The sequence below is a fragment of the Nocardia yamanashiensis NBRC 100130 genome, from assembly GCF_001613325.1.
In the GTDB taxonomy this organism is placed as follows: Bacteria; Actinomycetota; Actinomycetes; order Mycobacteriales; family Mycobacteriaceae; genus Nocardia; species Nocardia yamanashiensis.
On record NZ_BDCD01000016.1, the window covers coordinates 160,269 to 183,259 of the forward strand.

Sequence of the window (22,991 nt, forward strand, 5' to 3'; positions counted from 1 at the left end):
GTGACGATATCGTCAGTACCTGGAAGGGAGTGGTCGATGAGCGGCCATCACGATGTACACAGCGGTCTGCACAGCGAACACGGGGCGCACGCGGGTGAGCATCCGGGCCGGGCGAACAATCCCGTTATCAAGGTGCTGGACCTGGCGTGGCTGGAGTTCGAGAAACCCGACCTGGACGGCGCGGAGACTTTCGCGCACGCCTTCGGATTCGCGACCGCGTCGCGTACGCCCTACGAGTTGCAATTGCGCGGGACCGATCCGGGCTCACCCTGTGTGCTCATCCGGCGTGGCGCTCGCTCGCGCTTCGTCGGTCCGGCCTTTCGCGCCGCCGATTCCGCCGATCTGCTGCGACTGGCCGGGGCGACCGGTACGCGAGCCGAGCCGTTGCCGGAGTCGCTGGGTGGGCTGACCGTCGACCTGGTGGATCCGAGCCGCCTGCGGGTGCGGGTGGTCGCCGAGACCCGCGAGCTGGAAGCCTTGCCGGGACAGCGGCCGCACCTGTTCAACTTCGGGGACGAGGTGACGCGGGTGAATGCCACGCAGCGACCGCTGCGCGCACCGGCCCGCGTGCGCCGGCTCGGGCACGTGGTGATCCAGTCGACCCGATACCGCGAAACCCTCGACTGGTATCTGCGGAATCTGGGGCTGATCGTCAGCGACTTCCTCTATTACCCCGGGCAGCGCGAGCGCGGTCCGGTCATGAGTTTCATTCGCTGCGACCGGGGTTCGGTGCCGGCCGACCATCACACGCTCGCGCTGACGCTGGGGCCGTCGAACCGGTACGTGCACTCGGCGTATCAGGTCGCCGACCTGGACGCGCTCGCCGCGGGCGGGGAATACCTGCGCGAGCAGGGCTATCACCGATCGTGGGGGATAGGCCGGCACATCCAGGGCAGCCAGATCTTCGACTACTGGCGCGATCCCGACGGGTTCATGGTCGAGCACTTCAGTGACGGCGACATGTTCGATTGCACCCTCGAACCGGGCTGGGCGCCGATGAGCGCTTCCGGTCTGGCGCAATGGGGTCCGCCCGTGACCAAGGACTTCCTCGGCATCAAGCCCGGCGCCGAATCGCTGCGCGAGTTGCGCTCGATCGTCGACGCGCTGCGCGAGGACAACGAATTCGATATCCGCCGCCTGCGCGGCCTGATGAAAGTGGCCAATTCATGAGCACATCCATTCTTCGCACCGCCGACGCCTGGTGGGTGCGGACCCCCGCCGGCGCCGCCCGCATCGATACCGCCGCGACGACCACGCGGGAACTGCTCGCCGATCGTGCGGCGATCGACGCGGCCGCCTCCGGTGCGGAAACCGTGGCGGTGGAGAGCCTTTCGCTGATCTCGCCGGTGACCGCGCCGTGCCGGGTGGTGGCGCAGATGACGAATTTCGCTTCCCACGTGAAGGATTCGGGGATGGATCCGGAGACGGTGCCGCTCACGTTCTTCCGCAAGACATCCGGATCGATCAGCGGACCCCATGACGACGTCATCCGGCCCGCGCATGTGCAGCTGCTCGACTACGAGGTGGAGATCGGACTCGTGTTCGGTCGCGAAATGCCGGTCGGCTCCGATGTCTCGGCCGAGAACCTCGCGGACTATGTCGCGGGCCTGGTCGTCACCAACGACATCTCGGCGCGCGATGTGCAGCTGCCGAAAACCCAGTTCTACGAAGCGAAGTCGTATCCGACCTTCACCCCCGTCGGCCCGGCGCTGGTGCTGCTCGACGCCGATGAGCTGAAGCGGTTCGGGGATCTGCGGCTGCGGCTGTGGGTCAATGGCCAGCTGCGCCAGGATATGACCGTCGCGGACATGATCTACCGGCCGGTCGAGACGCTGCGCGCGCTGACCCGCTTCCAGCGCATGGACGCCGGGGACCTACTGCTCACCGGCACCCCGATCGGCACCGCGCTCAGCGCCCCGCCCAAACCGGTGGAGATAATCGCCTCGCTGCTGCCGCCGAAGGTCAAGTGGAAGATGTTCTTCCAAGGCCAGGCCAAGAATCCGAAGTACCTGAAGGACGGGGACGTGGTCGAGGCCACGATCGGCACCGACGACGGCGCCCTGGACCTGGGCCGGCAGCGCACGGTCGTGAGGTACGCCCGATGACCAGCAACCCCACCCTCGAGACCGCGGCCGAGGACCTGCTCTGGCCCCGGTACACCGCTCCCGAGGACCTGGCCGCCATCGAAGCGATACCGCTCGCGGCGCGCGGCCTGCCCGAATCGACCTACGCACTGCTCGTCCGCGCGGCGACGCGGTGGCCCGATCGCCCCGCGATAACGGTCCTACCGGATGCCGCACGGTGGCGAGAGCCATTACAGCGCACCTACTCCGAGCTGCTCGCCGACGTCCACAGGTACGCGAACCTCCTGTACGACCTCGGCGTGCGCCGTACCGACGCAGTCGCCCTGATCGCACCCAACTGCGCGGACCTGATCCCCGCCACCCTTGCCGCACAACTGGCAGGTATAGCCGCGCCGATCAATGGCGGCCTATCGCCCGAGCACATCGCCGAACTGCTACGCCGCTCGGGCGCGCGTGTCCTGATCACCGCCGGTCCAGAACTCGCACCCGAAACCTGGACCACCGCAAGCGAACTCGCCACGCGCGGCCTGCTGGATGCGCTACTGGTATTGCGCCCGACAGCCGCCGCGGCGAACGTGACGCCGGACTCGGTACCGAATGCCTTGGAGTCGCTGCCCCTGCCGGGCATCGACGGTGTCGTGATCGGCTACCTCGATAGTCTTGCCGCCGAGGCGGATTCGAGCCAGTTTCAGGGAGAGCTGCCGACCGCATCGGATTTGGCGGCGCTGTTTCACACCGGCGGTACGACGGGTGTGCCGAAGTTGGCGGCGCATCGGCATTCCGGGGAGGTGTCGAATGCGTGGATGATCGCTGCCAACTCGCTGCTCGACGAGGGGTCGGTGGTTTTCGCCGCGCTGCCGCTGTTTCATGTCAACGCGTTGGTTGTCACGCTGCTCGCGCCGCTGTTCCGTGGTCAGCAGGTGGTGTGGGCCGGTCCGCTGGGGTATCGGGACTTCACGCTCTTCGCGGAGTTCTGGAATATCGTGGCGCACTATCGGATTGCCACGATGAGTGCGGTGCCGACGGTGTACGCGGTGCTGGCGCAATGTCCGATCGGCGCCGACATCTCGAGCCTGCGTTACGCGATGGTCGGTGCGTCCCCGCTGCCGGTAGCGGTGCGTGAGAACTTCGAGCTGCATACCGGGGTCACGCTGGTGGAGGGATACGGTCTCACCGAGGCGACGTGCGCCTCCGCTCGCAGCTTCCCGGATGTTCCCCGGCCCGGCGCGGTCGGGCAGCGCATGCCCTACCAGCAGGTTGCGGTGGTTCGCACGACCGAAGACGGGGTGTGGGAGACCCTGCCCGCCGGGGAGACGGGGGTCCTGGTCATCAGCGGCCCAACGATTTTCGCCGGATACGTGACCGGGCGCGACGAACACGGCCACCGCCTCGACGGACTGGGCGCCGTGGTCGACGGCTGGCTGAGTACCGGCGACCTGGCCCATATCGACGCCGACGGATTCATCCATTTGCATGGTCGCGCAAAGGATCTCATCATTCGCGGCGGCCACAATATCGATCCCGCGAGCATCGAGGACGCACTGCTGAGCCACCCGCAGGTCAGCGCCGCCGGGGCGGTCGGCCGCCCGGACGTGCACGCCGGTGAGGTTCCGGTCGCCTATGTCGCCCTGACCGCCGGTGCCGACGTCACCGAGGACGAGCTCGTGGCGTGGGCGGCCGAGCGAGTACCCGAGCGCGCCGCCGCGCCCAAAACCGTGACCGTTCTGGAGGCGCTGCCGGTCACCGATGTCGGCAAGCCGTACAAGCTGGGCCTGCGCGCCGATGCCACGCGCCGCGAACTTCTCGACGCACTCGCCGAGGCCACCGGGGTGGCCGATATCGCAGCAGCGGTGGCGGACGGTGCGATCGTCGCCACGGTCGTACTGGACTCTGCCGCCGACCGGTCCGCGGTCGAGGCGATCCTGGGCCGCTATGCGATCGACGCGAGAATCGAGGTGCGGCAATGAAAACCGTGACGAAGGTACTCGGTGGCGTGCTGGCGGCCGAATTCCTGGCCCTCGGCACGGCCAAGGTCGCGGGCGTGGCGTCGATGCGTGAGCGTGCGGCGCATCTCGGCTACTCCACCACCGCTTATCGCGGCATCGGCGCGGTAGAACTGGTCGCGGCAGGTGGGTTGCTGCTGGGACCGGTCCGCCCCGCGATCGGCCGGGCGGCCGGGACCGGGCTGGTGCTTTTGATGACCGGTGCGGTCGCGAGCCATCTCCGAAACGGTGACAGCGCAACCGAAATCGCGCCCGCCGTCGGCACGGCGCTGGCCGCCGCGGCCTACGTGGCCACGTCGACCGGCGGATCCCGATGACTTCGCCGACGATTCCTGTAGTGATCGTCGGGGCGGGACCGTCCGGGCTCACCGCGGCCACGCTGCTCGCCCAGTACGGCATCGAATCGCTGGTCCTGGAGCGATGGGACGGCGTCTACCCGCAGCCGCGCGCCGTCCACCTCGACGGTGAGATCCGGCGGATCGTGGAACGTCTCGGCATCGGCGCGGGATTCGACGCGATCACCCGGCCCGCCCTGGGGCTGCGACTGGTGGATCCACGGCACCGGGTGCTGGCGCAATTCGACCGCGATCCGGCCGGGGGCCGCAACGGATTCCCCGAAGCCAACCTGTTCGACCAGCCGGAGCTGGAGGCGCTGTTGCGGGCCAATCTGGCGTCGTATCCGGCTGTCTCGCTGCGCGGCGGTGTGGAAGCCACCGGTCTGACGGTCGAGAAAGACTGTGTCCGAGTGGATTTCGAAGACCGCACGACCGGCATTGCAGAGTCGGTGCGTGCCCGCTACGTGCTGGGTTGCGACGGCGCGAACAGCCCGGTGCGCACCGCGATCGGCGCGCGCATGCGGGACTTGCGATTCGAGCAGCGCTGGCTGGTCGTCGACCTCGCGACCACGATCGATCCGGGACATTGGGGCGGCGTGCATCAGGTGTGCGATCCAAATCGAGCCGCGACGTACATGCGCATCGGCACAACCCGCCATCGATGGGAATTCCGTTTGCGGCCAAGCGAATCCGCCGACGACTACCGTGATCTCGCCCACCTGTGGCCGCTGCTGACCCCCTGGCTGTCCGACGCCGACCGCGAGGGTCTGGAACTGGTCAGGGTGGCGGAGTACACCTTCCGCGCACAACTCGCCGACCACTGGCGCGCCGGGCGGGTGTTCCTGCTCGGCGACGCCGCTCACCTCACCCCGCCGTTCATCGGCCAGGGCATGGGCGCGGGCCTGCGCGATGCCGCCAACCTCAGCTGGAAGCTCGCCGGGGTGCTCCGCGGCGAACTGCCGGAATCAGTGCTCGGCACCTACGAAACCGAGCGGAAACCACACGCGCACACGATGATCCGCCTGGCCAAACTCACCGGCCTGACCATGACTGAGGGCGGAGAACTGGGCAATCGGCTCCGCAGCCTGCTCGCTCCACGCCTGCACCGCCTGCCCGGACTGACCCGGACGATCATCAGCGGAGAGTCCCCGCCACTACACCGCTCCGCACTGGTGGCCGCACCACCGCTGCGCCGAGGCCTGGCCGGACGCCTGGTTCCGAACGAACGCCTGGCCGGCGGCCGCCTGGACGACGTCATCGCCGGTCGCTACGCCGTCATCACGACTTCCGTCCCATCACCGGCCGAGACCGCACCCATCGAACAACGCGGCGGTGTGGTGTTGCACGCCACGCCCGGCACCGCACTGCACCGCTGGCTCCGCGCCGGGCGCACCGACGCCGTACTCGTCCGCCCCGACGGCACCGTGCAGACCTGCGGCAGAACCCTGTCGGATCTGCAGCCGTCTCTGCCGAGTTTCGCGCCGAGCACCCGCCCGGCGCAGACCGGCACGCCAACCCCGAAAGCCACGGATTGATGCGAATGACACTCGTGACGATGCCGTCAGAGCCAGTGTTAAGGTAGCGAAATTATGCGTGATCGCTACCGCTAGACCCCTTGTCGATGTCTGGGTAGGAGGAAGCGCATGTCTCGCTATCTGTTCGCTCTGGGCCGGTTCGTGGCCCGTCGCCGCTGGTGGATGCTGGCGGTCTGGGTCGTCCTGCTGGTCGGCGCGATCACGTTCGCCGCGAGCACGGGCGGCAAGACCAACGACAATTTCACTGTCCCCGGCACCGAATCGCAGGACGCGGTGTCGCTGCTGCAGGAGCGGCTGCCCGCCTTCAGCGGCGCGCAGATGCAGGTCGTTTTCGCCACGCCGGGCATGGTCAAGGTGAGCGATCAGCGGGTGAGCGCCGAGATCGAACAGGTGATGGCCGGCTTGAAAGGGCTGCCGCAGGTCGCGGCGGTGGTCGACCCGTTCCAGTCGCGGGCGGTGTCACCGGATCAGCGGGTGGCGCTGGGCAGTGTGCAGTTCGCGGTGCCGGCCGGCGAGGTCGAGCAGAGCACCCTCGACGCGGTGAACCGGGTCGCGGATCAGGCACGCGACGCGGGGCTGCGGGTGGAGTTCGCCGGTGCCGTCTATCCGGGGTTCTCCGCTGAAATCCCGCACACCCCTGAGATTCTCGGCATCGTCGCGGCCTTCGTCATTCTGCTGATCACCTTCGGCGCGGTCGTCGCCGCCGGCCTGCCGATCGTCACCGCATTGGTCGGCGTGGGCATCGGGCTCACCGGCATTCTCGGTATCGCCGCCTTCGTCGACGTCCCCTCGGCCGCGACCTCGCTGGCGCTCATGCTGGGCCTGTCGTGCGGCATCGACTACGCGCTGTTCATCCTGTCCCGGCACCGTCACCACATCGTGCTGGGAATGACTGCGGCGGAATCGATTCCGCTGGCCGTCGGCACCGCGGGCAGTTCGGTGGTCTTCGCCGCGGTCACCGTCATCATCGCGCTGTGCGGACTGGCGGTCGCGGGCATCCCGTTCCTCACCGTCATGGGCCTGACCGCGGCGGGCGCGGTGCTGGTGGCCCTGCTCGTCGCCCTGACGCTGCTGCCCGCCCTGCTGTCGTTCGCGGGCGGTCTGGTCGCCAAATTCATCACCCCGCCGCTGCAGCCGGGCAAGCCCGAACAGGTGGCACGCCTGGCCGCCTACGAGCCCGAACGCACCTGCGGGCACGCCTGGGGGCGGTTCGTCACCCGATTCCGCGTCCCGCTGCTGGTGGCCGGCGTCGCGGTGCTGGCGGTGCTGGCCATTCCGGCCACCCGCATGGATCTCGGATTGCCCAGTGGCGCGACCGAAGCCGAATCGAGCACCGCGCGTAAGGCTTACGACCTGGTGAGCGAGTCGTTCGGGGCAGGGTTCAATGGCCCGCTGCTGGTGGTGGCCGATCTCTCGCACGCCGCCCCCGATGCGGCGCAGACATTGATCGGGCGCTTGCAGCAGGAGCCGGGCGTCGCGGTCGTGCAGCCCGCGGCCGCGGACAACGGGATGGCGCTGATCCAGGTCGTGCCCAAGACCGGTCCCGCCGATTCCGCGACCGACGACCTGGTGAACCGGCTGCGCGACGACCGGGCCGCCATCGAGAACGGCACTGGGGCAACGTATCTGGTCGGCGGCACCACCGCCGCCAATATCGACACCTCCAAGCGGCTGGGTGAAGCGCTGCCGGTGTTCCTGGTGGTGGTCGTCGGCTTGGCGCTGGTGCTGCTGACCATCGCCTTCCGCACCATCCTGGTGCCGCTCACCTCCATCGCCGGATTCGTCCTGTCGGTCTTCGCCTCCCTCGGCGTGCAGGTGGCGGTCTTCCAATGGGGCTGGGGCGCAAGCATTTTCAATCTTCCCAAGGGACAGACGCTGAGCTTCCTGCCGATCATCACCTTGGCCATCATCTTCGGCCTGTCCAGCGACTACCAGATCTTCGTCGTCTCCCGCATCAAGGAGGAGTTCACCCGCACCGGCGACGCGATCACCTCGGTCCAGAACGGCGTCGCCCACTCCGCCCGCGTGGTGACGGCAGCCGCGCTGATCATGTTCGCCGTCTTCGTCGCCTTCACCACCGTCGACAGCCCGATCGTGCGCCCCCTGGCGTTCACCCTCGCCATCGGCGTCCTGCTGGACGCCTTCATCGTCCGCCTCACCCTCATCCCCGCGATCACCGCGCTCATCGGCGCCCGCATGTGGCACCACCCGCGCTGGTTCGCCCGCTACGTCCCCGACCTCGACATAGAGGGAGTAGAACTCGAGAACCGATTCGCCTCCAAGGCCGAATCCATGGCGCATTGATCCATCCGGTACGCCGCCCATGCTCTCGGATTTGCTGGGTATGTCGGGTACATGACGAACACACCGGAACCACCGCGCACCCCGCCCACCGGAGCGACCCGGCCCCCCACGGAACCGTTCACGCCGCCCGGCAGACCCACGACGCCGACGGAACCGCCGGTGACGGCGCCACCGCCCGCCGCACCACGGGCAACCACCACCCGCCCCCGGACCCCGATCAAACACACCAGAACCGGCCGAGTCTGGCTGGCCCTCGCCTCGGGCGCCCTGATGCTGATCGTCCTATTGATCTTCATCCTGCAGAACACCCAGCGCGTCGTGATCTCGTTCCTCGGCTGGGATTTCGAATGGCCGCTCGGCGTCGCCCTGCTCTTCGCCGCGATCGCGGGCATCCTCCTCATGGCACTAGCCGGCGGGGCCCGCATCTGGCAGCTCCGGCGGGCCGCCGCCGCGCGGCAGTGAGGACGTGACCGAAGCCTATTTCCGGCTGCGGTATTCGGCGATCTCCCGGGCACGGAAGTCCATATTGTTCCCGTCATGGAAGAAGGCGAAGACACCTGCCGTCGCAATCCCGGCGAGGATGACCGTTGCCATGGTGTACCACCCTTCGTGATTAGGCGTAGCGGATCTGACTGAAGGGTAAGTTCCTGGCCCGCGGCCGGGCAATGCGTTGGGATGGACCGCACAGCCGGGCGTGACTTGTTCACTTCAGGCGCTGAATGTGATCTGCGCCTACTTGCTCGAGCGGACGATCAGCGGGCCGAGATCATCATGGGTTCGGCTACGCGACCGAGGCGGGGCGCGCGGTTGTCGAGGCGGCTGAACGTACCGGCCGGCGGCGGTTGTGGGCGACGGTGCGGGAATGGAACACTGCCTCGTTGCGGGTGCTGGAGAAGCTCGGCTTTGATCACAGCGGACGCGTAGACCCCGATCCCGAACGTGGCGCCTCGATCTGGATGACACGTGCGCTCGACCCGAGAGATCAACGGGCAGAGATCGTTTCGAGGTAAGCGGACCCGGCGGTCCGCACACTCGCGGCATGTCCGCTCTCAAAGTGCCGGTGTCCCTTCGGGGACCGGCGCAAACTTATTGCGTCCCTGCATGAATCGGCACTGGAGTACGCCATGCTCGTTCTTACGGATCGCACCAAATCCGGCAGCACCGAGACCTTCCCGCAGAAGGACTTCAGGGAGGGGGCGAAGATCTTGGCGGACAGAGTCGATCCGCCCACCAAATCGGCCGGGGCGCTACACAAGTTGCTGACCCTCGTGACTCAGGTCGCCGTCGAAGACGCCGAGAAGACCTTTACCGAACAAGACGTTGCCTATGCCTATAACAAGCTGGTCCGGCTGGCCAAGGCGCGGGTGCAGCGATGGGAAGTCGATGCCGCCGCGTGTGACGTGGCGTTGGCGAACAACGAGAATCGGCGGCTGGCGAACAACTTGAAACAGGCGCAGCAGAAGCAGGAAGCCCAACTCGCCAACCTCGAGAAGGGTGAGTACGTAATCATCACCCGCGGCACCGACCCGACACAGGCGATCAATATCCTGGTCTACCAGACCTTCGGCGGCGTCATGCCGGGACCGGAGCGCACGGATACGCCGACCGAGGCGGAGGCGGGCGTGCAGACCGGTTACGGCATCAAGGTGACGAGTCAGGGGCGGCTGGAGGAATGGTCACTGGGCACCCTGACCGGATTCTCGACCGGCGGGTACATGCTCATCGCGGCCGCGAAACCGAGTGCGGTGCGGTTGCCTCCGGTGAACGTGCGCAAGTCCGGTGAAAGCGGGGTCACCGGATTCGCCGATCAACGCCTGATCGACGTCGCGATCCTCAGCGCCGGGCCCAAAGCCACCGGCGATCCGCTGGAACGTGCGATCGAGGGCCTGTTGAAACAGGGGCAGACCAACGCGGCCACCGCCTTGCAGGACGCCCTCCTGAAACACTGAAGGCCCTCGGATCTCCTGTAGCAGCGTCGGCGGCCCACGCACCTCACGTGGTGCGGCGAAAAAGGGCCGCCGACGCGGCGAGAGCCAGCAGCGCTCCGCTGAGAATCGGAATGATCGGCTTGTCGTAGTCCGGTGTCACCACGGCCGTCACGTTCAGCGTGGCGTGAAACAGGATCGCGGCCAGCACCCCATGCCCGGTTCGGTTGTGCAGCCGGATGATCAGAATTCGCGCGGCGACGGTGCCGCCGAACCACCCGGCGATCCACCAGATCCCGTGCCCGACCTGGAGCAGTGGCACCAGATGCCAGACCGCCCAATAGATTCCGAGACCAATGCCGGTCGCTGCCGATCCCCACCGCCGTTGCAGCGGATCGGTCGCGTAACCCGTCCATCCCAGTTCCTCGCACGTCGCCGCGAACCAGGTCGCGATCACCACGAAAGGCAGTGCCGCCAAGGCAATCGGAATACTCCCACCGGCCGCGTCGAGCATGTGGGCAACCCCATACGCCGCGCCACCAGCGGCCAGTGGCAAGCCCACCGCCGCCAGATACCACGCCGGATGCGGTGCGGCCGAATAGTCGAACGCACGCCGCAACAGCACCCACACCGCAGTCCCGCCCTCGTCCCGAAATACGAGGAACACCGCCGCGAGTACCGGCACCAGGAACATCAACGCGCTGGCGGGCAAACCCAGCGCGCCTACCCGCACGCTGTCGACGAATGCGCCCAAGACGAAGAACGGCAACGACATCGCGGTGACGAGCACCAGGAACAACAGCGGACGCCGCCTGGAATCGGCCTCGGAACTCATCGCCCCAGCTTGCCGCACCAGCCGATCGGGGCCGAACCATCAGCCAACTCGATTCCGCCACTCGTTGGCGGGTCTGCCGCGTTTCGCGGCCTCAATCCGCAATGGGTGCGGTCGCAGCGGCGAAGATGGCCGGGAATGCGTTATCACCCGTCCGGGCGGAGGAAGGGGAACGTTGGCGAGTATCGAGGACCGGAATGGTCAGCGGGCGCTGTTTCTGCTCATTGTGGGAATGTCGCTGGCGTTCGCGGTTTTCGGGTTTGTCGTCGATGCTCCTGATGATGTGCTGCATGGGATCGGCGATATCGTGTTCGCCCGGGATCAGGTGATCACCGATTTCGTGGGGGTCGGTGGGCTCGGGGGAGCGTTCGTGCAGGCCGGGCTGGTGGCGTTGGTGGCCTGCGCGATTTATCGGGTTACCGGGGCGGCTGTGGACGGTGCGGCGGTGGCGTGCCTATTGCTGGTGCTCGGGACTGCGCTGTACGGCAAGACGCTGTTCAATATCTGGCCCGTGTTGCTGGGAGTTGCCCTGTACGCGTGGGTGCGTGGGGATCGGCTGGCCGATCACGTGTCGACGGCGTTCTTCGCCACGGCACTGTCGCCGATCTTCTCGGTGCTGGCTTTCACCACCAGGTTGCCGATGTGGGCGGGACTGGTGCTCGGGGTGGGCACTTCGGTGCTCATCGGGTTCGTGGTGCCGGCGGTGGCGCAGCGGCTTTTCCATACACATGCCGGATTCAGTCTCTACAACATGGGATTCGTCGCCGGCGTGGTCGGGGCGGTGGTGGTCTCGGTGTACCGGGCCTTCGGGCTGCGCCCGCAACCGGAAATGGTGTGGACCTCCGGCAATGACGGTCCGCTGGCGATCCTGCTGATGGTGATCCTCGGCGCCACACTGATTTCCGCGTTCCTGTGCGATCGCTCGCCCTGGCGCAACTACCGGCGATTGCTGCGCCGCGACGGTCGCGCACCCTCGGACTTCCTCACCGGCGATGGCCCGGCCGCCGTACTGCTCAACATGGCGGTGATCGGCGCGCTGGCAACCGGGTACGTATTCGTCATCGGCGCACACCTGAACGGCCCTGTGGTGGCGGGGATCCTGAGCGTCATGGGGTTCGGCGCCTGCGGCAAGCACGCGCTCAATATCGTGCCGATCGTCGCGGGCGTCGTGCTCGCGGGCTTGCTGAAGCCTTTCGAACTGACCGACCCGGGTCTGATCTGGGCCGCGCTGTACGGCACCTGTCTGGCGCCGATCGCCGGCCGATTCGGCCCGCACTGGGGTGTGGTGGCCGGTTTCTTCCACGCCTCCACCGCCCAGGTGACCGGCGCCCTGGTGGCCGGACTCAACCTGTACGGCAACGGGTTTGCCGCAGGCTTCGTCGCGGCGGTGGTGGCGCCGATCGCGGCCTTCCTCGCACACCCGCGCCGCACCGCCGGCCGCCCCGAGGAACCGGTTCCGGCGGCCTGACCCCCGCAGCCCGTGGACCAGCTCTCACGATCCGTACCGCTGAGTGTGTTGGCAGGCAATAGCATTGCCGGGTGAGTGAATTCGGGCAGCGATGTGGGAGCGTTGTGCGGCGTGGCGAGCCGGGGGATTTCGTGGGGGTTGCACGGTTGCTGGGGGCGGCGTTCGAAGGCGATGGGCTGGCGCAGTGGACGCATCCGGCGGAGCGGGTGCGGGAGTGGCAGTTGCGGAGGGTGTTCGGGGCTTCGGCGCGAGGGATACGGGCCGCGGGCGATGGGGTCGATGTGGTGTCCGAGGCGACCGGCCGGGTGGTCGCGGGTGCGCTGTGGGCCAACCCGCATCGACTACCGCCGCGGGCCGGCTGGTTGGACCGGGTGAATACCAGGTTGGCCTATGGGTTTCGAGTACGCCGGGCCATGAAGGCCACGACACTGATCTGGCAAGCGAATGTGGAGGAGCCGCACTGGCATTTGCTGGCGGTCGGCACCGCCGAGCACGCGCGCGGCCGCGGATACGGGGCCGCGCTCGTCGAATACGGGCTGGAGCGCTGCCGGAACGAAGGCGTGGCCGCGCATCTGGAAACGGCCAATGCGGGCGACGTCCCGTACTTCGAGCGGTTCGGATTCGCGGTGAGCGGGGTACTGGATTTACCGGGCAAAGGCCCCAGGGTGTGGTTGATGCGGTCCGCGGCCGGCACGTCGTGAGCCGGCCGACTGTACTGTGAGGGGCCGAGGAGGTGGTCTCGTGGTGAACAGGCCGAGGGCCCGAGCTAATCGGGAGCGTCAGCGGGTGATCCTGGCCGCAGCGGCCGGACTGTTTGCTGCCTGCGGTTATCGCGCCGCCAGCATGGACGAGATCGCCTGCCGCGCGGGGATCAGCAAACCGGTTTTGTACAAGTCGTTCTCGAGCAAGCTGGAGCTGTATCTGGCGGTGCTGCACGAGGCCGTGCAGGTGCTGGAGGAGACGCTCGCCGCCGCGCTGGTGTCCGCCGAGGGCATGCAGGCGGTCACCGAGGCGATGGTGGCCGCCATCTTCGATTTCGCCGATGCCCATCCGCGCAGCGCCGCCCTGCTGGCCGATGCCGCGGTGGCCGAGGAACCTTCGGCCCAGCGCATGGCCCGCCAGGCCACCGCGATCTGCACCGGGGCGCTGTTGCAAGCCTCGGCGGCGCAGCCGTTGGCGCGCGCCGAGCACGGCTGGCTGATCGCGGCGGAGGTGGTGGCCATCGCGCAGTCCTGTGCTCGGCATTGGGCGATCACCGGCAAGCCCCTGCCCAAGCCCGATGCCGTCGCCACGACCGCCGGATTGTGCTGGACGGGGCTCGCCGGCGTGCGATTGGCGCGCGCGGGCGGCTCGGCCTAGCGGCGATCAGGGCAGGCGCTGCCGGAAATCCGGAATGGCGGAGGCGATTTCACGCAGCGCCGCCGTCGTGGACGGTGGAAACGGCGCGCCCTCCAGCACCGCCGCGGCCGTCGATCGACGGTCGCCTATCAACTCCTGCACCGTGGAAAGCGCTGTCGCCGAAATGATTTCGCGACAGTCCGCGGAATCGTGCTCATCCAGGCGCGGGTTCCCGGCCAGACCGCGCAGCCGTTCCTGCTGCACCGGCTCGGCCTGCCGCAGTGCCAGCGCCAGCAGCACGGTGTGCTTCCCATCTCGCAGATCGCCCGAACCGGTATCCGGGTGCCCGAAAACACCGTCGAGTTCGGCGCGCAACCCGAACGCTTCGCCGACCGGACGGGCATAGTCCGACAGTGCCGTCAGCACCTCGCGATCGGCCCCGGCCAGCCGCGCGCCCAGGTGCAGGGGATGCTCGACCCCGCACGCGACCTGCCGGAAATGGATGATCTCCCAAGCCTGTTCGAGGTCCGCGGACGGCCGGCCGGTGGTCAGCAATTCGAGATAGCGCGCATAGCCGAAGTCGGTGCGCATGGCATCGAACACCGCCGCCGCACCGCCGTCCTCGGCCCCGGCGCTGTGCAACAACTCCTGCGCCCACGCGAGACCGCAATCGCCGATGATGACCGCGGCGCGCGCACCCAACCGCTCCGGCGGCGTCCAGCCGCGGGCGCCCCGGCAACGGTCGGCCACGGTGTGGTGCACGGTCGGCCGTCCATTGCGGATGCCGACGCCCTGCAGCATGTCGTCCTGGATGCGGGTCGCGGCCTGCAGCAGTTCGACCGCCGCGGCACCGCGCACCACCCGTTCGGGGAGTCCGGCGCCGCCGCCCGCCTGCCAGCCGAGTACGCAGAACAGGGCGTGCCGGCGCGCCCCGGCGCCGAACAGGAACGACCGCACGGTGTCGACCAGGTCTCTGGGCAGGCGGCGGGCGGCGGCGGATTCGGCTTTGCGGTCCAGGTATTCGTGCAGCGCCGCGTCCACTCGTTCGCGGACGACCGCCGGGGTCGTGGGGGAGTCGATCGCCGTGGTCACGCTCATCACCGTCTCCATTCCTGCGCGTCGAACTGCTTCCAAGGGGTTGCGCACCAGAGCATTCCGCTGCCGAGTCGAACCGGCCGGAGGGGGAGCTTAAAGAGAGTGTAATGGCGGATTCGATGGGTGGTAAAGCTCGAACATGGGCCAACAGTGGTGGCCGGACCCGTTTCACCGGTTCGGAGCGCTTGTGCCGCAGCGTGTTTGAAACGGCGGCGGTTTGAATGCCGGCTCCCGGTTGGTGTGAAAAGTAGGTGCGACATACCCGACATTGCATCGATTGTGAATCGATATGTGTTTATGGTGGTGTATGACCGCATCCATCGCACTGTTCACCCGAGACCTGCGCGTGCACGACAACCCGGTGCTGACGGCCGCCTGCGCGGATGGTGACGCGGTGGTGCCGCTGTTCGTGCTCGATACCGAACTGCTCGACAAGGTCCGCCACGCACCGAACCGGATGCGGTTCCTCGTCGCCGCCCTGTCCGAGCTCGATGCCGAACTGCGGTCGCGCGGCGGACGGCTGATCGTGCGGCGCGGCCGGATCGCCGAGGTGGTCGCCCAGGTCGCGCGCGAGGTGCGAGCGCACCGGGTGCACCTGGCGGCCGATGTCACCAGCTACAGCGTGGAACGCTCGGCGGCGCTGCGGGACCGGCTCGCCGAGATCCGCTGTGACCTGCGCCTGCACCCGGCATCGATCACCGCGGTCGATGCGACCGCGCTCCGTCCGGACACCGGCCGCACCCACTACGCGATCTTCACCCCGTACTTTCGCCGCTGGCTCGATACGCCCATGCGCCGCCCGCTCGCCGCCCCGAAAGCGCTGACCGTGCCGGCCGTCGAGAGCGCGGAGCTCCCCGCTCCGGGCGAACTGTGCGCCGATCCCGGTTCCCCGTCGCTGGCCGTCGGCGGCGAGACCACCGGCCGGAAACTGCTCGCGCAGTGGCTGTCCGGTCCCGTCCGGCAGTACGAGGCGACCAAGGACCTGCCCGCGCATGACGGCACCTCCGGTCTCTCGCCCTACCTGCACTTCGGCTGCCTGTCCGCCGCGGAGGTCGTCCACCGCACCGACGCCACCGATCCGGGCGGTCTCGCCTTCGTCCGGCAGATCGCCTGGCGCGACTTCTATCACCAGGTCCTGGCCGATCGCCCCGAAGTCGCCGTCGAGGACTACCGGCCCGCGTTCGAACCGTGGCAGCGCGATTCGCACGCGGTCGCCGCCTGGAAAGCCGGCCGCACCGGCCTGCCCATGGTCGACGCGGGCATGCGGCAACTCACGGAGCAGGGCTGGATGCCGGGACGGGCGCGCTTGATCGCGGCCAGCTTCCTGGTCAAGACCCTGCGCATCGATTGGCGCATCGGCGCCCGGCATTTCGAGCGCTGGCTGGTGGACGGCGATATCGCCAACAATCGGATGAACTGGCAGTGGATGGCCGGCACCGGCACCGACACCCGCTCCAGCCGGGTGCTCAATCCGCTGCGGCAGGCCGAACGCTTCGATCCGGACGGCGATTACGTGCGGCGCTGGCTGCCCGAGCTCGCCGGGCTGCCGGGCGCGGAGATCCACCGGCCGTGGCGGGCGGGCATGCTCAGCGGTGACTATCCGCCGCCGATCGTCGAATTCAACGGTATGTGAGAAGCGTTCGGCCGCACCGGAATTCGAACGGGATTCAGCCCACCGGCACCCCGGCCGCGGCAGCGCACCAGTGCCACAGCCGCTCGCGGTCGGCCGGCGTTTCGCGGGTCCAGGGCAGGTAGTGCTCGGGCCGGGCCCGGCGATCGTGCCAGAAGCGGCCCGAGGGCACGTCGGTGGCGGCCAGCCAGAGCGCGGTGTCGGCGCCTTCGGCCGGGGTGCGCAGCAGTGGACCCGTCAGTGCCCGGAACCTCGGCAGCGAGGCCGCGACGCCCGGGGTGTCGACCCAGCCCGGATGCATGCAGTGCACCGAGATCCCCTGTCCGGCATAGCGTTCGGCCTGCACCGGGGTCAATGCCACCTGCATGCGCTTGGTGCGCGCGTACGCGGTCGCGCCGCGATACTCGCCGCTGCGGTATTCGAAGTCGTCGACCGGCAGCCGCTGGGTGTACATACCGCCCGACGACACCGTGATGACGCGACCGGCCTCGGCGCAGGCCAGCGCCGGAGCGAGCAGCTCGGTGAGCAGTACGGGGCCGAGAACGTGGGTGGCCAAACAGCTTTCGTGCCCCTGCGGACTCTCCGTGCGCGCGGCGGGCAGCACCCCGGCATTGTGGATCAGCAGGTCGAGCCGGTCGCCCGCATCGAGCTGATCGACCGCGAACCGCCAGACGTCCGAGAGATCGGACACGTCGCACAGTTCGACGGTCAGCCGGGCGTCCGGTACCGCGGCGACGATGTCCGCGGCCGCGAGCGCGCCGCGCGCCGGATCCCGGACCGCCATGGTCACCGCCGCGCCCAGGCCCGCCAATCCCATCGCGATCGCCTTGCCGATCCCGGAATTCGCGCCGGTGACCAGCGCGGTCCGGCCGCGCAGGGCGTCCGGCGGCAGCGGCTCCCACCAGCGCTTCCGGATCTGGAATCCGAGGCGTCCGTAGCCGAGCGCCACGGTGCGGTCCAGAACGGTGTCGACGACGGTGGGCAAATCGGCCATGGCGCGCTTCTCCTGCGATGGGACGGGGCGATGCGGCGATCGGTGAGTTCGTTTCACCAAAACGTTGCATCGTTTGTGCATCGATTGCATGATAGCGTCGTAGTCGCGACCCGGACAGCCCACCGGATCGCCGAACCGGCGGAGGACACCATGACCACCCCCTCATCCCTTGCCCGCATCGGGACGGCCGTCATCGCGGCCGCCGCGCTCTCCTTCGCGGCCGGCGGCACCGCCGCCGCCGCGCCGCCGGCCCCGGTGCCGAACCTGGACACCCAGCGCTATCTGGGCACCTGGCTGCAACTGGCCGCGATCCCGCAACCGTTCAACCTGCTGTGCGCCCGCGACACCCGTGCCGTCTACGAGCCCGCGCCCACGGGATTGACCGTGCGTAACTCGTGCACCACCTGGCTGGGCGCCCGCGACGAACTCACCGGCACCGCCCGGGTCAACGATCCCGAAACCAATGCCCAACTGGGCGTGTCCTTCCGAGGCGAAACCGCGCCCGCCACCAACTACATCGTCACCGCCCTCGACCCGGGCTACGGGTGGGCGGTCGTCGTGAACCCCGAGCGCACGGCCGGATTCGTGCTCTCGCGCACCCCGGATCCCGATACCGCGCAATGGGCCGCCATCCGGTCCGGGCTGGACGCGGCCGGCGTCGACTCCTGTCTGCTGCTCACCTCCCCGGTCACCGGCGGCTTCGAGGGGATCGAGCCGCTGTGCGCGCGTTGACCGGAGAACGCCGCCGGGTCGCGGTGATCGGCAGCGGAGTGGCCGGGCTGACCGCCGCCTGGGTGTTGGCCCGCGATTGCGAAGTGGTGCTCTACGAAGCGGATTCGCGGCTCGGCGGGCATGCGCACACGCACTGCGTGCCCGCGCACGCCGACGGCACGGGGGAGCTGCTGGGGCTGGACTCCGGGTTCATCGTGCACAACGACCGCACCTATCCGACGCTGCTGCGCCTGTTCGGTGAATTGGGTGTCCGCACCCAGGAATCCGATATGTCGATGTCGATCCGGTGTGATGGCTGCGGCCTCGAATACGCCGGGGCGAAAGGCGCGCGGGGATTGTTCCCGGAGCCGCGCACGCTCACCCGCGGCCCGTATCTGCGCATGCTCGGCGAGATCATCCGTTTCCATCGCCTGGCCCGCGCCGAACTCGCCGCACCCGGCGACGAGCACCGCACCCTGGGTGAATTCCTCAGTGCCGGGGCGTTTTCCGCCTACTTCACCGCCCACTTCATGGTGCCGGTGGTGGCCGCGGTGTGGTCGTGCCCGCCCGAACTCGCACTGCGCTACCCGGCCCGCTACCTGTTCACCTTCCTCGAGCATCACGGCATGCTCACCGTGTTCGGGTCGCCGTCCTGGCGCACGGTGTCCGGCGGCTCCGGGACCTATGTGCGGACCGTCGCGGCGGGGGTGCGTGAGGTGCGGTCCGGGGTGCCGGTGCGGACGGTGCATCGCGCCGCCCGCACGGTGGCCGTCCGCGACGACGCCGATCACGTGGACTTCTTCGACGCCGCCGTAATCGCCACCCACCCCGCCCAGGCGCTGCGCATGCTGGATGCCCCGACCGCCGCCGAATCCGAACTGCTTGCCGCACTGCCGTATTCGACGAACCGAACCGTCCTGCACACGGACGACTCGGTACTGCCCCGGCGTACCGGTGCGCGGGCGTCGTGGAACTACCGGCTCCCGCATTGCACCGCCGCCCCGGATCGGGTGCTGGTCAGCTACGACCTGACCCGGCTGCAAAGGCTGCCCGCCGTCGGCCGCCGGTTCCTGGTCACCGTCGGCGACGGCGATCAGGTCGCACCGGACGCGGTGCTGGCCACCATGACCTACGAGCACCCGCAGTACACGCCCGAATCGATGGCGGCCCGGCGGCGGCTCCCCGAAATCGGCGACCACATCGTCGCTTTCGCCGGTGCGTATCACGGCTGGGGCTTCCACGAGGACGGGGCGCTGTCGGGATTGCGCGCCGCCGAACGCATCGGCGGCCAGTGGAGCACCCGGCCGACCATCTCGCTGCCGTCCGCCCAGGAAGTGCCGTGACCCGGGCTCGCCTGGTGCGCACCGTGATTCGTCACGGTCGCCGCGAACCGCTGCGGCACGCCTTCGCCTACCGCAGTTACAGCTGGCTGGTGGATATCGACGAACTGCCTGCTCTCCCATGGCCGCTGCGCTTGTTCGCCGGATTCCAGGTCCGGGATCATCTCGGCGACCCCGATGCGACCCTGCGTGAGAACATCACCACCTACCTCGCGGGCGAGGGCATCGAACTGGATGGCGGCCGCATCCTGATGCTCACCAATGCCCGGGTGCTGGGCTATGTGTTCAACCCGCTCACCGTGTACTGGTGTCACGACGGCACCGGCGCGCTGCGCTGCGTGGTCGCGGAGGTGCACAACACCTACGGCGGCAGGCATCGCTACCTGGTACCGGACGCGAATGCCGTGGTCGGCAAAGAGTTCTACGTATCGCCGTTCAATCCGGTCGCCGGTCGTTACCGGTTGCGCCTGCCCGTGCCCGATACCCGGCTGCGGCTGGCGATCGTACTCGAGGAACCGGACGGCGTCACCCGATTCGCCGCCACCGTCCACGGGCAGGTGCACCCCGCGCAAGCGCGCACCCTGCTCCGCGTCCTGTGCGCGCACCCGCTCGAGACCTGGCGGATCGCCGCCCTCATCCGCTGGCAGGGCGTCCGTTTGCGCGCTCGCGGCCTGCCGATCTTCCCCCGCACCCGGTCCCTGTCCCAGGAGGCTCTGTCATGACCACCATTTCGTGCGCGGCCGATACCGCGCCCCGCGCCACGGCCGATCCCGCGCCGCCCACCCCGCCCGACCGGCAGTCAGCGCAATGGCCCGTACCGCGTGGTGTGCGCGCCGCTGTCGGCCGCCCCGTGGTCATGGCGCTGTTCGAGCGTGCGGTGCAACGGCTTCCGCTCCGCGTCGAGTTGCCCGGCGGCAGCTGGATCGGTGGCGGCGTCCATGATCCGGCGGCTCCGCACATGGTGTTGCACGACCCGGACGCGTTCGCGGCCCGGATCGCCGTCAGCGGCCTCATCGGCTTCGGCGAGTCCTACATGCTCGGCGAATGGTCCGCCCCGGACCCGGCCGCCGCGCTCACCGTGCTGGCCACCGATCTCGGCCGGTTGATTCCCGTTCCGCTGCAAGTCTTCCGGTCGCTACTGCTACCTGGCCAGCCGCGCCGGACCCGCGCCACTCCGGATGGTGCGCGCGGCAACGCGGCCTATCACTACGACCTGTCCAACGACTTCTTCGCGCTGTTCCTGGACGAAACCATGACCTACTCCGCCGCCCTGTTCGACCGGCTCGAACCGGCGCCGGTCTGGGACGATCTGGCGCGAGCCCAGCGCAACAAGGTCGATCGCCTGCTCGACGGCGCGGCGGTCGGCCAGGGCAGCACCGTGCTCGAAATCGGCACCGGCTGGGGCGAACTCGCCATCCGGGCGGCCCAGCGCGGAGCGACCGTCCGCTCCATCACGCTCTCCGCGCAGCAGCAGCGGCTGGCCCGCGAGCGCGTGGCCGCGGCGGGCGTCGCCGATCGGGTGACCATCGATCTGCTCGACTATCGCGATGTCGAGGGGCGATACGACGCGGTCGTCTCGGTGGAGATGATCGAAGCCGTCGGCTACAGCTACCTGCCGAGCTACCTCACCACCCTCGAACGAGTGCTCGCACCGGGCGGGCGGATCGCGCTACAGGCCATCACCATGCCGCACGACCGGATGCGTGCCAGCCGCAACACCCACACCTGGGTGCAGAAGTACATCTTCCCGGGCGGCTTCCTGCCATCGGAAACGCTGCTGCGGCAACTGCTTTCCCGGCACACCGGGCTCGAGATCGCCGACCGGCTGTCGCTCGGCCACCATTACGCGCACACGCTGCGCCTGTGGGAAGAGCGCTTCGCTTCCGCCGAACGGGAAGTCGGCGCCCTCGGTTTCGACGAGATCTTCCGGCGCATGTGGCGGCTGTATCTCACCTATTCCGAGGCCGGATTCCGGGCGGGATATCTCGATGCGCTGCAACTGGTCCTGCATCACCGGGACAGCCGCCCCGAGCGCACCGGGACGGCGGTGACGCGATGAATCCCTCCGTTCCGTTGCGCGCACTGGGCGTCGCGACCGCCGCGTACGGTGCGGCGGTCGCCGTCCGGCCCGAAATCCTGCTACGCCCGGCGGGATTGGGCATCGGCGCCGAGCCGGAGCTCCGGGCGCTCGCCCGCATGGTCGCGCTCCGCGATCTCGCCTCCGGCCTGGCGCTGGCCGTGGCCCGCAACCGCAGGGCGCGTACTGCCGCGGTCGCCGTGCGCATCGCCTCCGATGCCGCCGACACCGCGGTGTTCGCCCACGCCCTCGCGGGCCGCGCCGAACGCCCGAAAGCCCTTGCTGTCACCACGATCTGGGGCCTGCTGTCCGCGGCGGCCGCGGTGTACGAGTATCAGGGCGGATCCTATGGGGGAGGCCGTGCGGCGGCGGGTGTTCGGCGACCATGACGGCCGCGGAACGGGGACCGGACACCGTCACGGAATTCACCGTCGGCACCGCCGCGCGGCGGCTGGGCATCCCGGTCGCCACCCTGCGCAGCTGGAATCAGCGCTACGGTCTCGGGCCCCAGCAACACCTCCCGGGCCGCCACCGCTACTACACGCTCGCCGATCTGGCCGTCCTGGCCCGGATGGTCGACCTGGTCCGCGCCGGCGCCACCCCCGCCAGCGCGGCGCAGGCGGCTCGCGTACTGCTCACTCCCGCACCGGAACCCGGCGCGCTCGGACCCGTGCTCGCGGCCACCGAACGCATGGACGTGACCAGGCTGCTCGACCTGCTCTCCGCCCACCTCACCCACCACGGCGTCACCGCTACCTGGAACACCCTGTGCCGTCCGGCCTTCGCACACATAGTCACTCGCCAGGACGCCGGCGAGGGCTATATCGACGTCGAACACCTCCTGTCCTGGGCATTGACCACCAGCCTGCACCGCTGCGTCCCCCGCCTGGCCGAACCCGCGGGCGCCCGCGGGCTCGTACTCGCCTGCGCTCCCGGCGAACGTCACGTCCTGCCCCTGGAGGTCCTGCGTGCCGCGCTCGCCGAACAAGGCCGCGCCGCACTGCTACTCGGCGCAGATGTCCCCGCCACCGCTCTCGCGCAATCGCTTTCGCGCCGCGGTGCCCACGCCGGGGTGGTGCTGTGGTCACAAACCCCCGCCACGGCGCACCCGGAGGCCGCCACCGCCGCCGGCCCCGGCCCCGTCTGGCTCGCCGGCCCCGGCTGGAACCACTCACACGTCGCCTCCGGGCGGCAGTTGCTCAGCTCCCTGGAGGAGGCGGTAACCGCGCTGACGGGCCCTGCATGACTGCTCGCCCGAACCCGTTGCTGCGCACGAGCAGTCGCCGCACCCGGAGCTTGCCGGGCCCGCATTCTTGTTGT

The 22,991-nt window shown here is 68.9% G+C and carries 21 protein-coding genes and 1 pseudogene; 19 read left to right on the forward strand and 3 right to left on the reverse strand.

The annotated features are described in order from the left end of the window. Window positions 1-36: 36 nt before the first annotated feature. From NY1_RS17445 to NY1_RS17480, 9 genes and pseudogenes are all read left to right on the forward strand, one after another. On the forward strand, window positions 37-1,170 hold the full coding sequence (locus NY1_RS17445; RefSeq protein ID WP_067713981.1) for a VOC family protein: 1,134 nt from the start codon (window positions 37-39) through the stop codon (window positions 1,168-1,170). Further along, on the forward strand, window positions 1,167-2,105 hold the full coding sequence (locus tag NY1_RS17450; protein WP_067713984.1) for a fumarylacetoacetate hydrolase family protein: 939 nt from the start codon (window positions 1,167-1,169) through the stop codon (window positions 2,103-2,105). The genes NY1_RS17445 and NY1_RS17450 overlap by 4 nt, the downstream gene beginning before the upstream one ends. Next, complete coding sequence (locus NY1_RS17455) at window positions 2,102-4,051, forward strand: acyl-CoA synthetase (RefSeq protein WP_067713986.1); 1,950 nt, start codon at window positions 2,102-2,104, stop codon at window positions 4,049-4,051. The genes NY1_RS17450 and NY1_RS17455 overlap by 4 nt, the downstream gene beginning before the upstream one ends. After that, window positions 4,048-4,404, forward strand: coding sequence for a DoxX family protein (locus NY1_RS17460; RefSeq protein ID WP_067713989.1), 357 nt, complete (start codon window positions 4,048-4,050; stop codon window positions 4,402-4,404). Before NY1_RS17455 ends, NY1_RS17460 begins: the two co-directional genes overlap by 4 nt. Beyond that, window positions 4,401-5,957, forward strand: coding sequence for a bifunctional 3-(3-hydroxy-phenyl)propionate/3-hydroxycinnamic acid hydroxylase MhpA (gene mhpA, locus NY1_RS17465; protein WP_067713991.1), 1,557 nt, complete (start codon window positions 4,401-4,403; stop codon window positions 5,955-5,957). The genes NY1_RS17460 and mhpA overlap by 4 nt, the downstream gene beginning before the upstream one ends. A gap of 108 nt (window positions 5,958-6,065) precedes the next feature. Then, window positions 6,066-8,261, forward strand: a complete 2,196-nt coding sequence (locus tag NY1_RS17470) for an MMPL family transporter (RefSeq protein ID WP_067713994.1) — start codon at window positions 6,066-6,068, stop codon at window positions 8,259-8,261. Window positions 8,262-8,420: 159 nt separating this feature from the next. Continuing rightward, a complete protein-coding gene (locus tag NY1_RS42085; protein WP_233434366.1) occupies window positions 8,421-8,723 on the forward strand; it encodes a LapA family protein in 303 nt (100 codons plus the stop codon). Between the two features lie 302 nt (window positions 8,724-9,025). After that, window positions 9,026-9,271 (forward strand): annotated as a pseudogene (locus NY1_RS42090) (GNAT family N-acetyltransferase); the annotation flags it as partial. Between the two features lie 114 nt (window positions 9,272-9,385). Beyond that, a complete protein-coding gene (locus NY1_RS17480; protein WP_067713997.1) occupies window positions 9,386-10,210 on the forward strand; it encodes a hypothetical protein in 825 nt (274 codons plus the stop codon). A gap of 43 nt (window positions 10,211-10,253) precedes the next feature. Here the strand turns inward: NY1_RS17480 and NY1_RS17485 are convergent, their stop codons facing one another. Next, entirely contained in the window at window positions 10,254-11,021 is a 768-nt protein-coding gene (locus NY1_RS17485; RefSeq protein WP_067714000.1) for a CPBP family glutamic-type intramembrane protease, read from the reverse strand. A 172-nt stretch (window positions 11,022-11,193) separates the two neighbouring features. Here NY1_RS17485 and NY1_RS17490 point away from each other — a divergent pair, with 172 nt between their 5' ends. The 3 genes from NY1_RS17490 (at window position 11,194) to NY1_RS17500 (ending at window position 13,845) form a co-directional block, all read left to right on the forward strand. Beyond that, window positions 11,194-12,486, forward strand: a complete 1,293-nt coding sequence (locus NY1_RS17490) for a DUF1576 domain-containing protein (RefSeq protein WP_157762295.1) — start codon at window positions 11,194-11,196, stop codon at window positions 12,484-12,486. Between the two features lie 71 nt (window positions 12,487-12,557). Continuing rightward, window positions 12,558-13,187 carry a GNAT family N-acetyltransferase gene (locus NY1_RS17495; RefSeq protein ID WP_157762296.1) on the forward strand — a complete coding sequence of 210 codons (630 nt, stop codon included), beginning with the start codon at window positions 12,558-12,560 and terminating at the stop codon, window positions 13,185-13,187. A gap of 85 nt (window positions 13,188-13,272) precedes the next feature. Continuing rightward, the gene (locus NY1_RS17500; RefSeq protein WP_169815362.1) at window positions 13,273-13,845 is read left to right on the forward strand and encodes a TetR/AcrR family transcriptional regulator; all 573 of its coding nucleotides are present in this window, start codon (window positions 13,273-13,275) and stop codon (window positions 13,843-13,845) included. 6 nt (window positions 13,846-13,851) lie between these two features. Here the strand turns inward: NY1_RS17500 and NY1_RS17505 are convergent, their stop codons facing one another. Then, entirely contained in the window at window positions 13,852-14,922 is a 1,071-nt protein-coding gene (locus NY1_RS17505) for a polyprenyl synthetase family protein (RefSeq protein ID WP_067714500.1), read from the reverse strand. A 304-nt stretch (window positions 14,923-15,226) separates the two neighbouring features. Here NY1_RS17505 and NY1_RS17510 point away from each other — a divergent pair, with 304 nt between their 5' ends. After that, window positions 15,227-16,552: a cryptochrome/photolyase family protein gene (locus NY1_RS17510; protein ID WP_067714009.1), complete on the forward strand. Its 1,326-nt coding sequence runs from the start codon at window positions 15,227-15,229 to the stop codon at window positions 16,550-16,552. 34 nt (window positions 16,553-16,586) lie between these two features. Here the strand turns inward: NY1_RS17510 and NY1_RS17515 are convergent, their stop codons facing one another. Then, on the reverse strand, window positions 16,587-17,543 hold the full coding sequence (locus NY1_RS17515) for an SDR family NAD(P)-dependent oxidoreductase (protein ID WP_067714012.1): 957 nt from the start codon (window positions 17,541-17,543) through the stop codon (window positions 16,587-16,589). Between the two features lie 150 nt (window positions 17,544-17,693). Between NY1_RS17515 and NY1_RS17520 the strand changes: the two genes are divergently transcribed. Genes NY1_RS17520 through NY1_RS17545 form a run of 6 tightly spaced genes read left to right on the forward strand, consistent with a single transcriptional unit; the run spans window position 17,694 to window position 22,917 of the window. Next, window positions 17,694-18,275: a lipocalin family protein gene (locus NY1_RS17520; RefSeq protein WP_067714015.1), complete on the forward strand. Its 582-nt coding sequence runs from the start codon at window positions 17,694-17,696 to the stop codon at window positions 18,273-18,275. Beyond that, the gene (locus NY1_RS17525; RefSeq protein ID WP_439956018.1) at window positions 18,263-19,597 is read left to right on the forward strand and encodes an NAD(P)/FAD-dependent oxidoreductase; all 1,335 of its coding nucleotides are present in this window, start codon (window positions 18,263-18,265) and stop codon (window positions 19,595-19,597) included. The genes NY1_RS17520 and NY1_RS17525 overlap by 13 nt, the downstream gene beginning before the upstream one ends. After that, window positions 19,594-20,316 carry a DUF1365 domain-containing protein gene (locus NY1_RS17530; RefSeq protein ID WP_067714017.1) on the forward strand — a complete coding sequence of 241 codons (723 nt, stop codon included), beginning with the start codon at window positions 19,594-19,596 and terminating at the stop codon, window positions 20,314-20,316. Before NY1_RS17525 ends, NY1_RS17530 begins: the two co-directional genes overlap by 4 nt. Next, the gene (locus NY1_RS17535) at window positions 20,313-21,653 is read left to right on the forward strand and encodes an SAM-dependent methyltransferase (RefSeq protein WP_067714020.1); all 1,341 of its coding nucleotides are present in this window, start codon (window positions 20,313-20,315) and stop codon (window positions 21,651-21,653) included. Before NY1_RS17530 ends, NY1_RS17535 begins: the two co-directional genes overlap by 4 nt. Next, window positions 21,650-22,060 (forward strand): hypothetical protein, encoded by a 411-nt coding sequence (locus NY1_RS17540; RefSeq protein WP_067714022.1) that lies wholly within the window; start codon window positions 21,650-21,652, stop codon window positions 22,058-22,060. Before NY1_RS17535 ends, NY1_RS17540 begins: the two co-directional genes overlap by 4 nt. Next, window positions 22,057-22,917 (forward strand): MerR family transcriptional regulator, encoded by an 861-nt coding sequence (locus NY1_RS17545; RefSeq protein ID WP_067714025.1) that lies wholly within the window; start codon window positions 22,057-22,059, stop codon window positions 22,915-22,917. Before NY1_RS17540 ends, NY1_RS17545 begins: the two co-directional genes overlap by 4 nt. Window positions 22,918-22,991 lie beyond the last annotated feature (74 nt).

What these genes read in the sequence shown, in the direction of transcription:
- NY1_RS17505 (WP_067714500.1), bottom strand. Translation starts at nt 14,922, where the DNA reads ATGAGCGTGACCACGGCGATCGACTCCCCCACGACCCCGGCGGTCGTC.
- mhpA (WP_067713991.1), top strand. Translation starts at nt 4,401, where the DNA reads ATGACTTCGCCGACGATTCCTGTAGTGATCGTCGGGGCGGGACCGTCC.
- NY1_RS17510 (WP_067714009.1), top strand. Translation starts at nt 15,227, where the DNA reads ATGACCGCATCCATCGCACTGTTCACCCGAGACCTGCGCGTGCACGAC.
- NY1_RS17480 (WP_067713997.1), top strand. Translation starts at nt 9,386, where the DNA reads ATGCTCGTTCTTACGGATCGCACCAAATCCGGCAGCACCGAGACCTTC.
- NY1_RS17450 (WP_067713984.1), top strand. Translation starts at nt 1,167, where the DNA reads ATGAGCACATCCATTCTTCGCACCGCCGACGCCTGGTGGGTGCGGACC.
- NY1_RS17545 (WP_067714025.1), top strand. Translation starts at nt 22,057, where the DNA reads ATGACGGCCGCGGAACGGGGACCGGACACCGTCACGGAATTCACCGTC.
- NY1_RS17455 (WP_067713986.1), top strand. Translation starts at nt 2,102, where the DNA reads ATGACCAGCAACCCCACCCTCGAGACCGCGGCCGAGGACCTGCTCTGG.
- NY1_RS17470 (WP_067713994.1), top strand. Translation starts at nt 6,066, where the DNA reads ATGTCTCGCTATCTGTTCGCTCTGGGCCGGTTCGTGGCCCGTCGCCGC.
- NY1_RS17515 (WP_067714012.1), bottom strand. Translation starts at nt 17,543, where the DNA reads ATGGCCGATTTGCCCACCGTCGTCGACACCGTTCTGGACCGCACCGTG.
- NY1_RS17445 (WP_067713981.1), top strand. Translation starts at nt 37, where the DNA reads ATGAGCGGCCATCACGATGTACACAGCGGTCTGCACAGCGAACACGGG.
- NY1_RS17520 (WP_067714015.1), top strand. Translation starts at nt 17,694, where the DNA reads ATGACCACCCCCTCATCCCTTGCCCGCATCGGGACGGCCGTCATCGCG.
- NY1_RS17485 (WP_067714000.1), bottom strand. Translation starts at nt 11,021, where the DNA reads ATGAGTTCCGAGGCCGATTCCAGGCGGCGTCCGCTGTTGTTCCTGGTG.
- NY1_RS17535 (WP_067714020.1), top strand. Translation starts at nt 20,313, where the DNA reads ATGACCACCATTTCGTGCGCGGCCGATACCGCGCCCCGCGCCACGGCC.
- NY1_RS17540 (WP_067714022.1), top strand. Translation starts at nt 21,650, where the DNA reads ATGAATCCCTCCGTTCCGTTGCGCGCACTGGGCGTCGCGACCGCCGCG.
- NY1_RS17460 (WP_067713989.1), top strand. Translation starts at nt 4,048, where the DNA reads ATGAAAACCGTGACGAAGGTACTCGGTGGCGTGCTGGCGGCCGAATTC.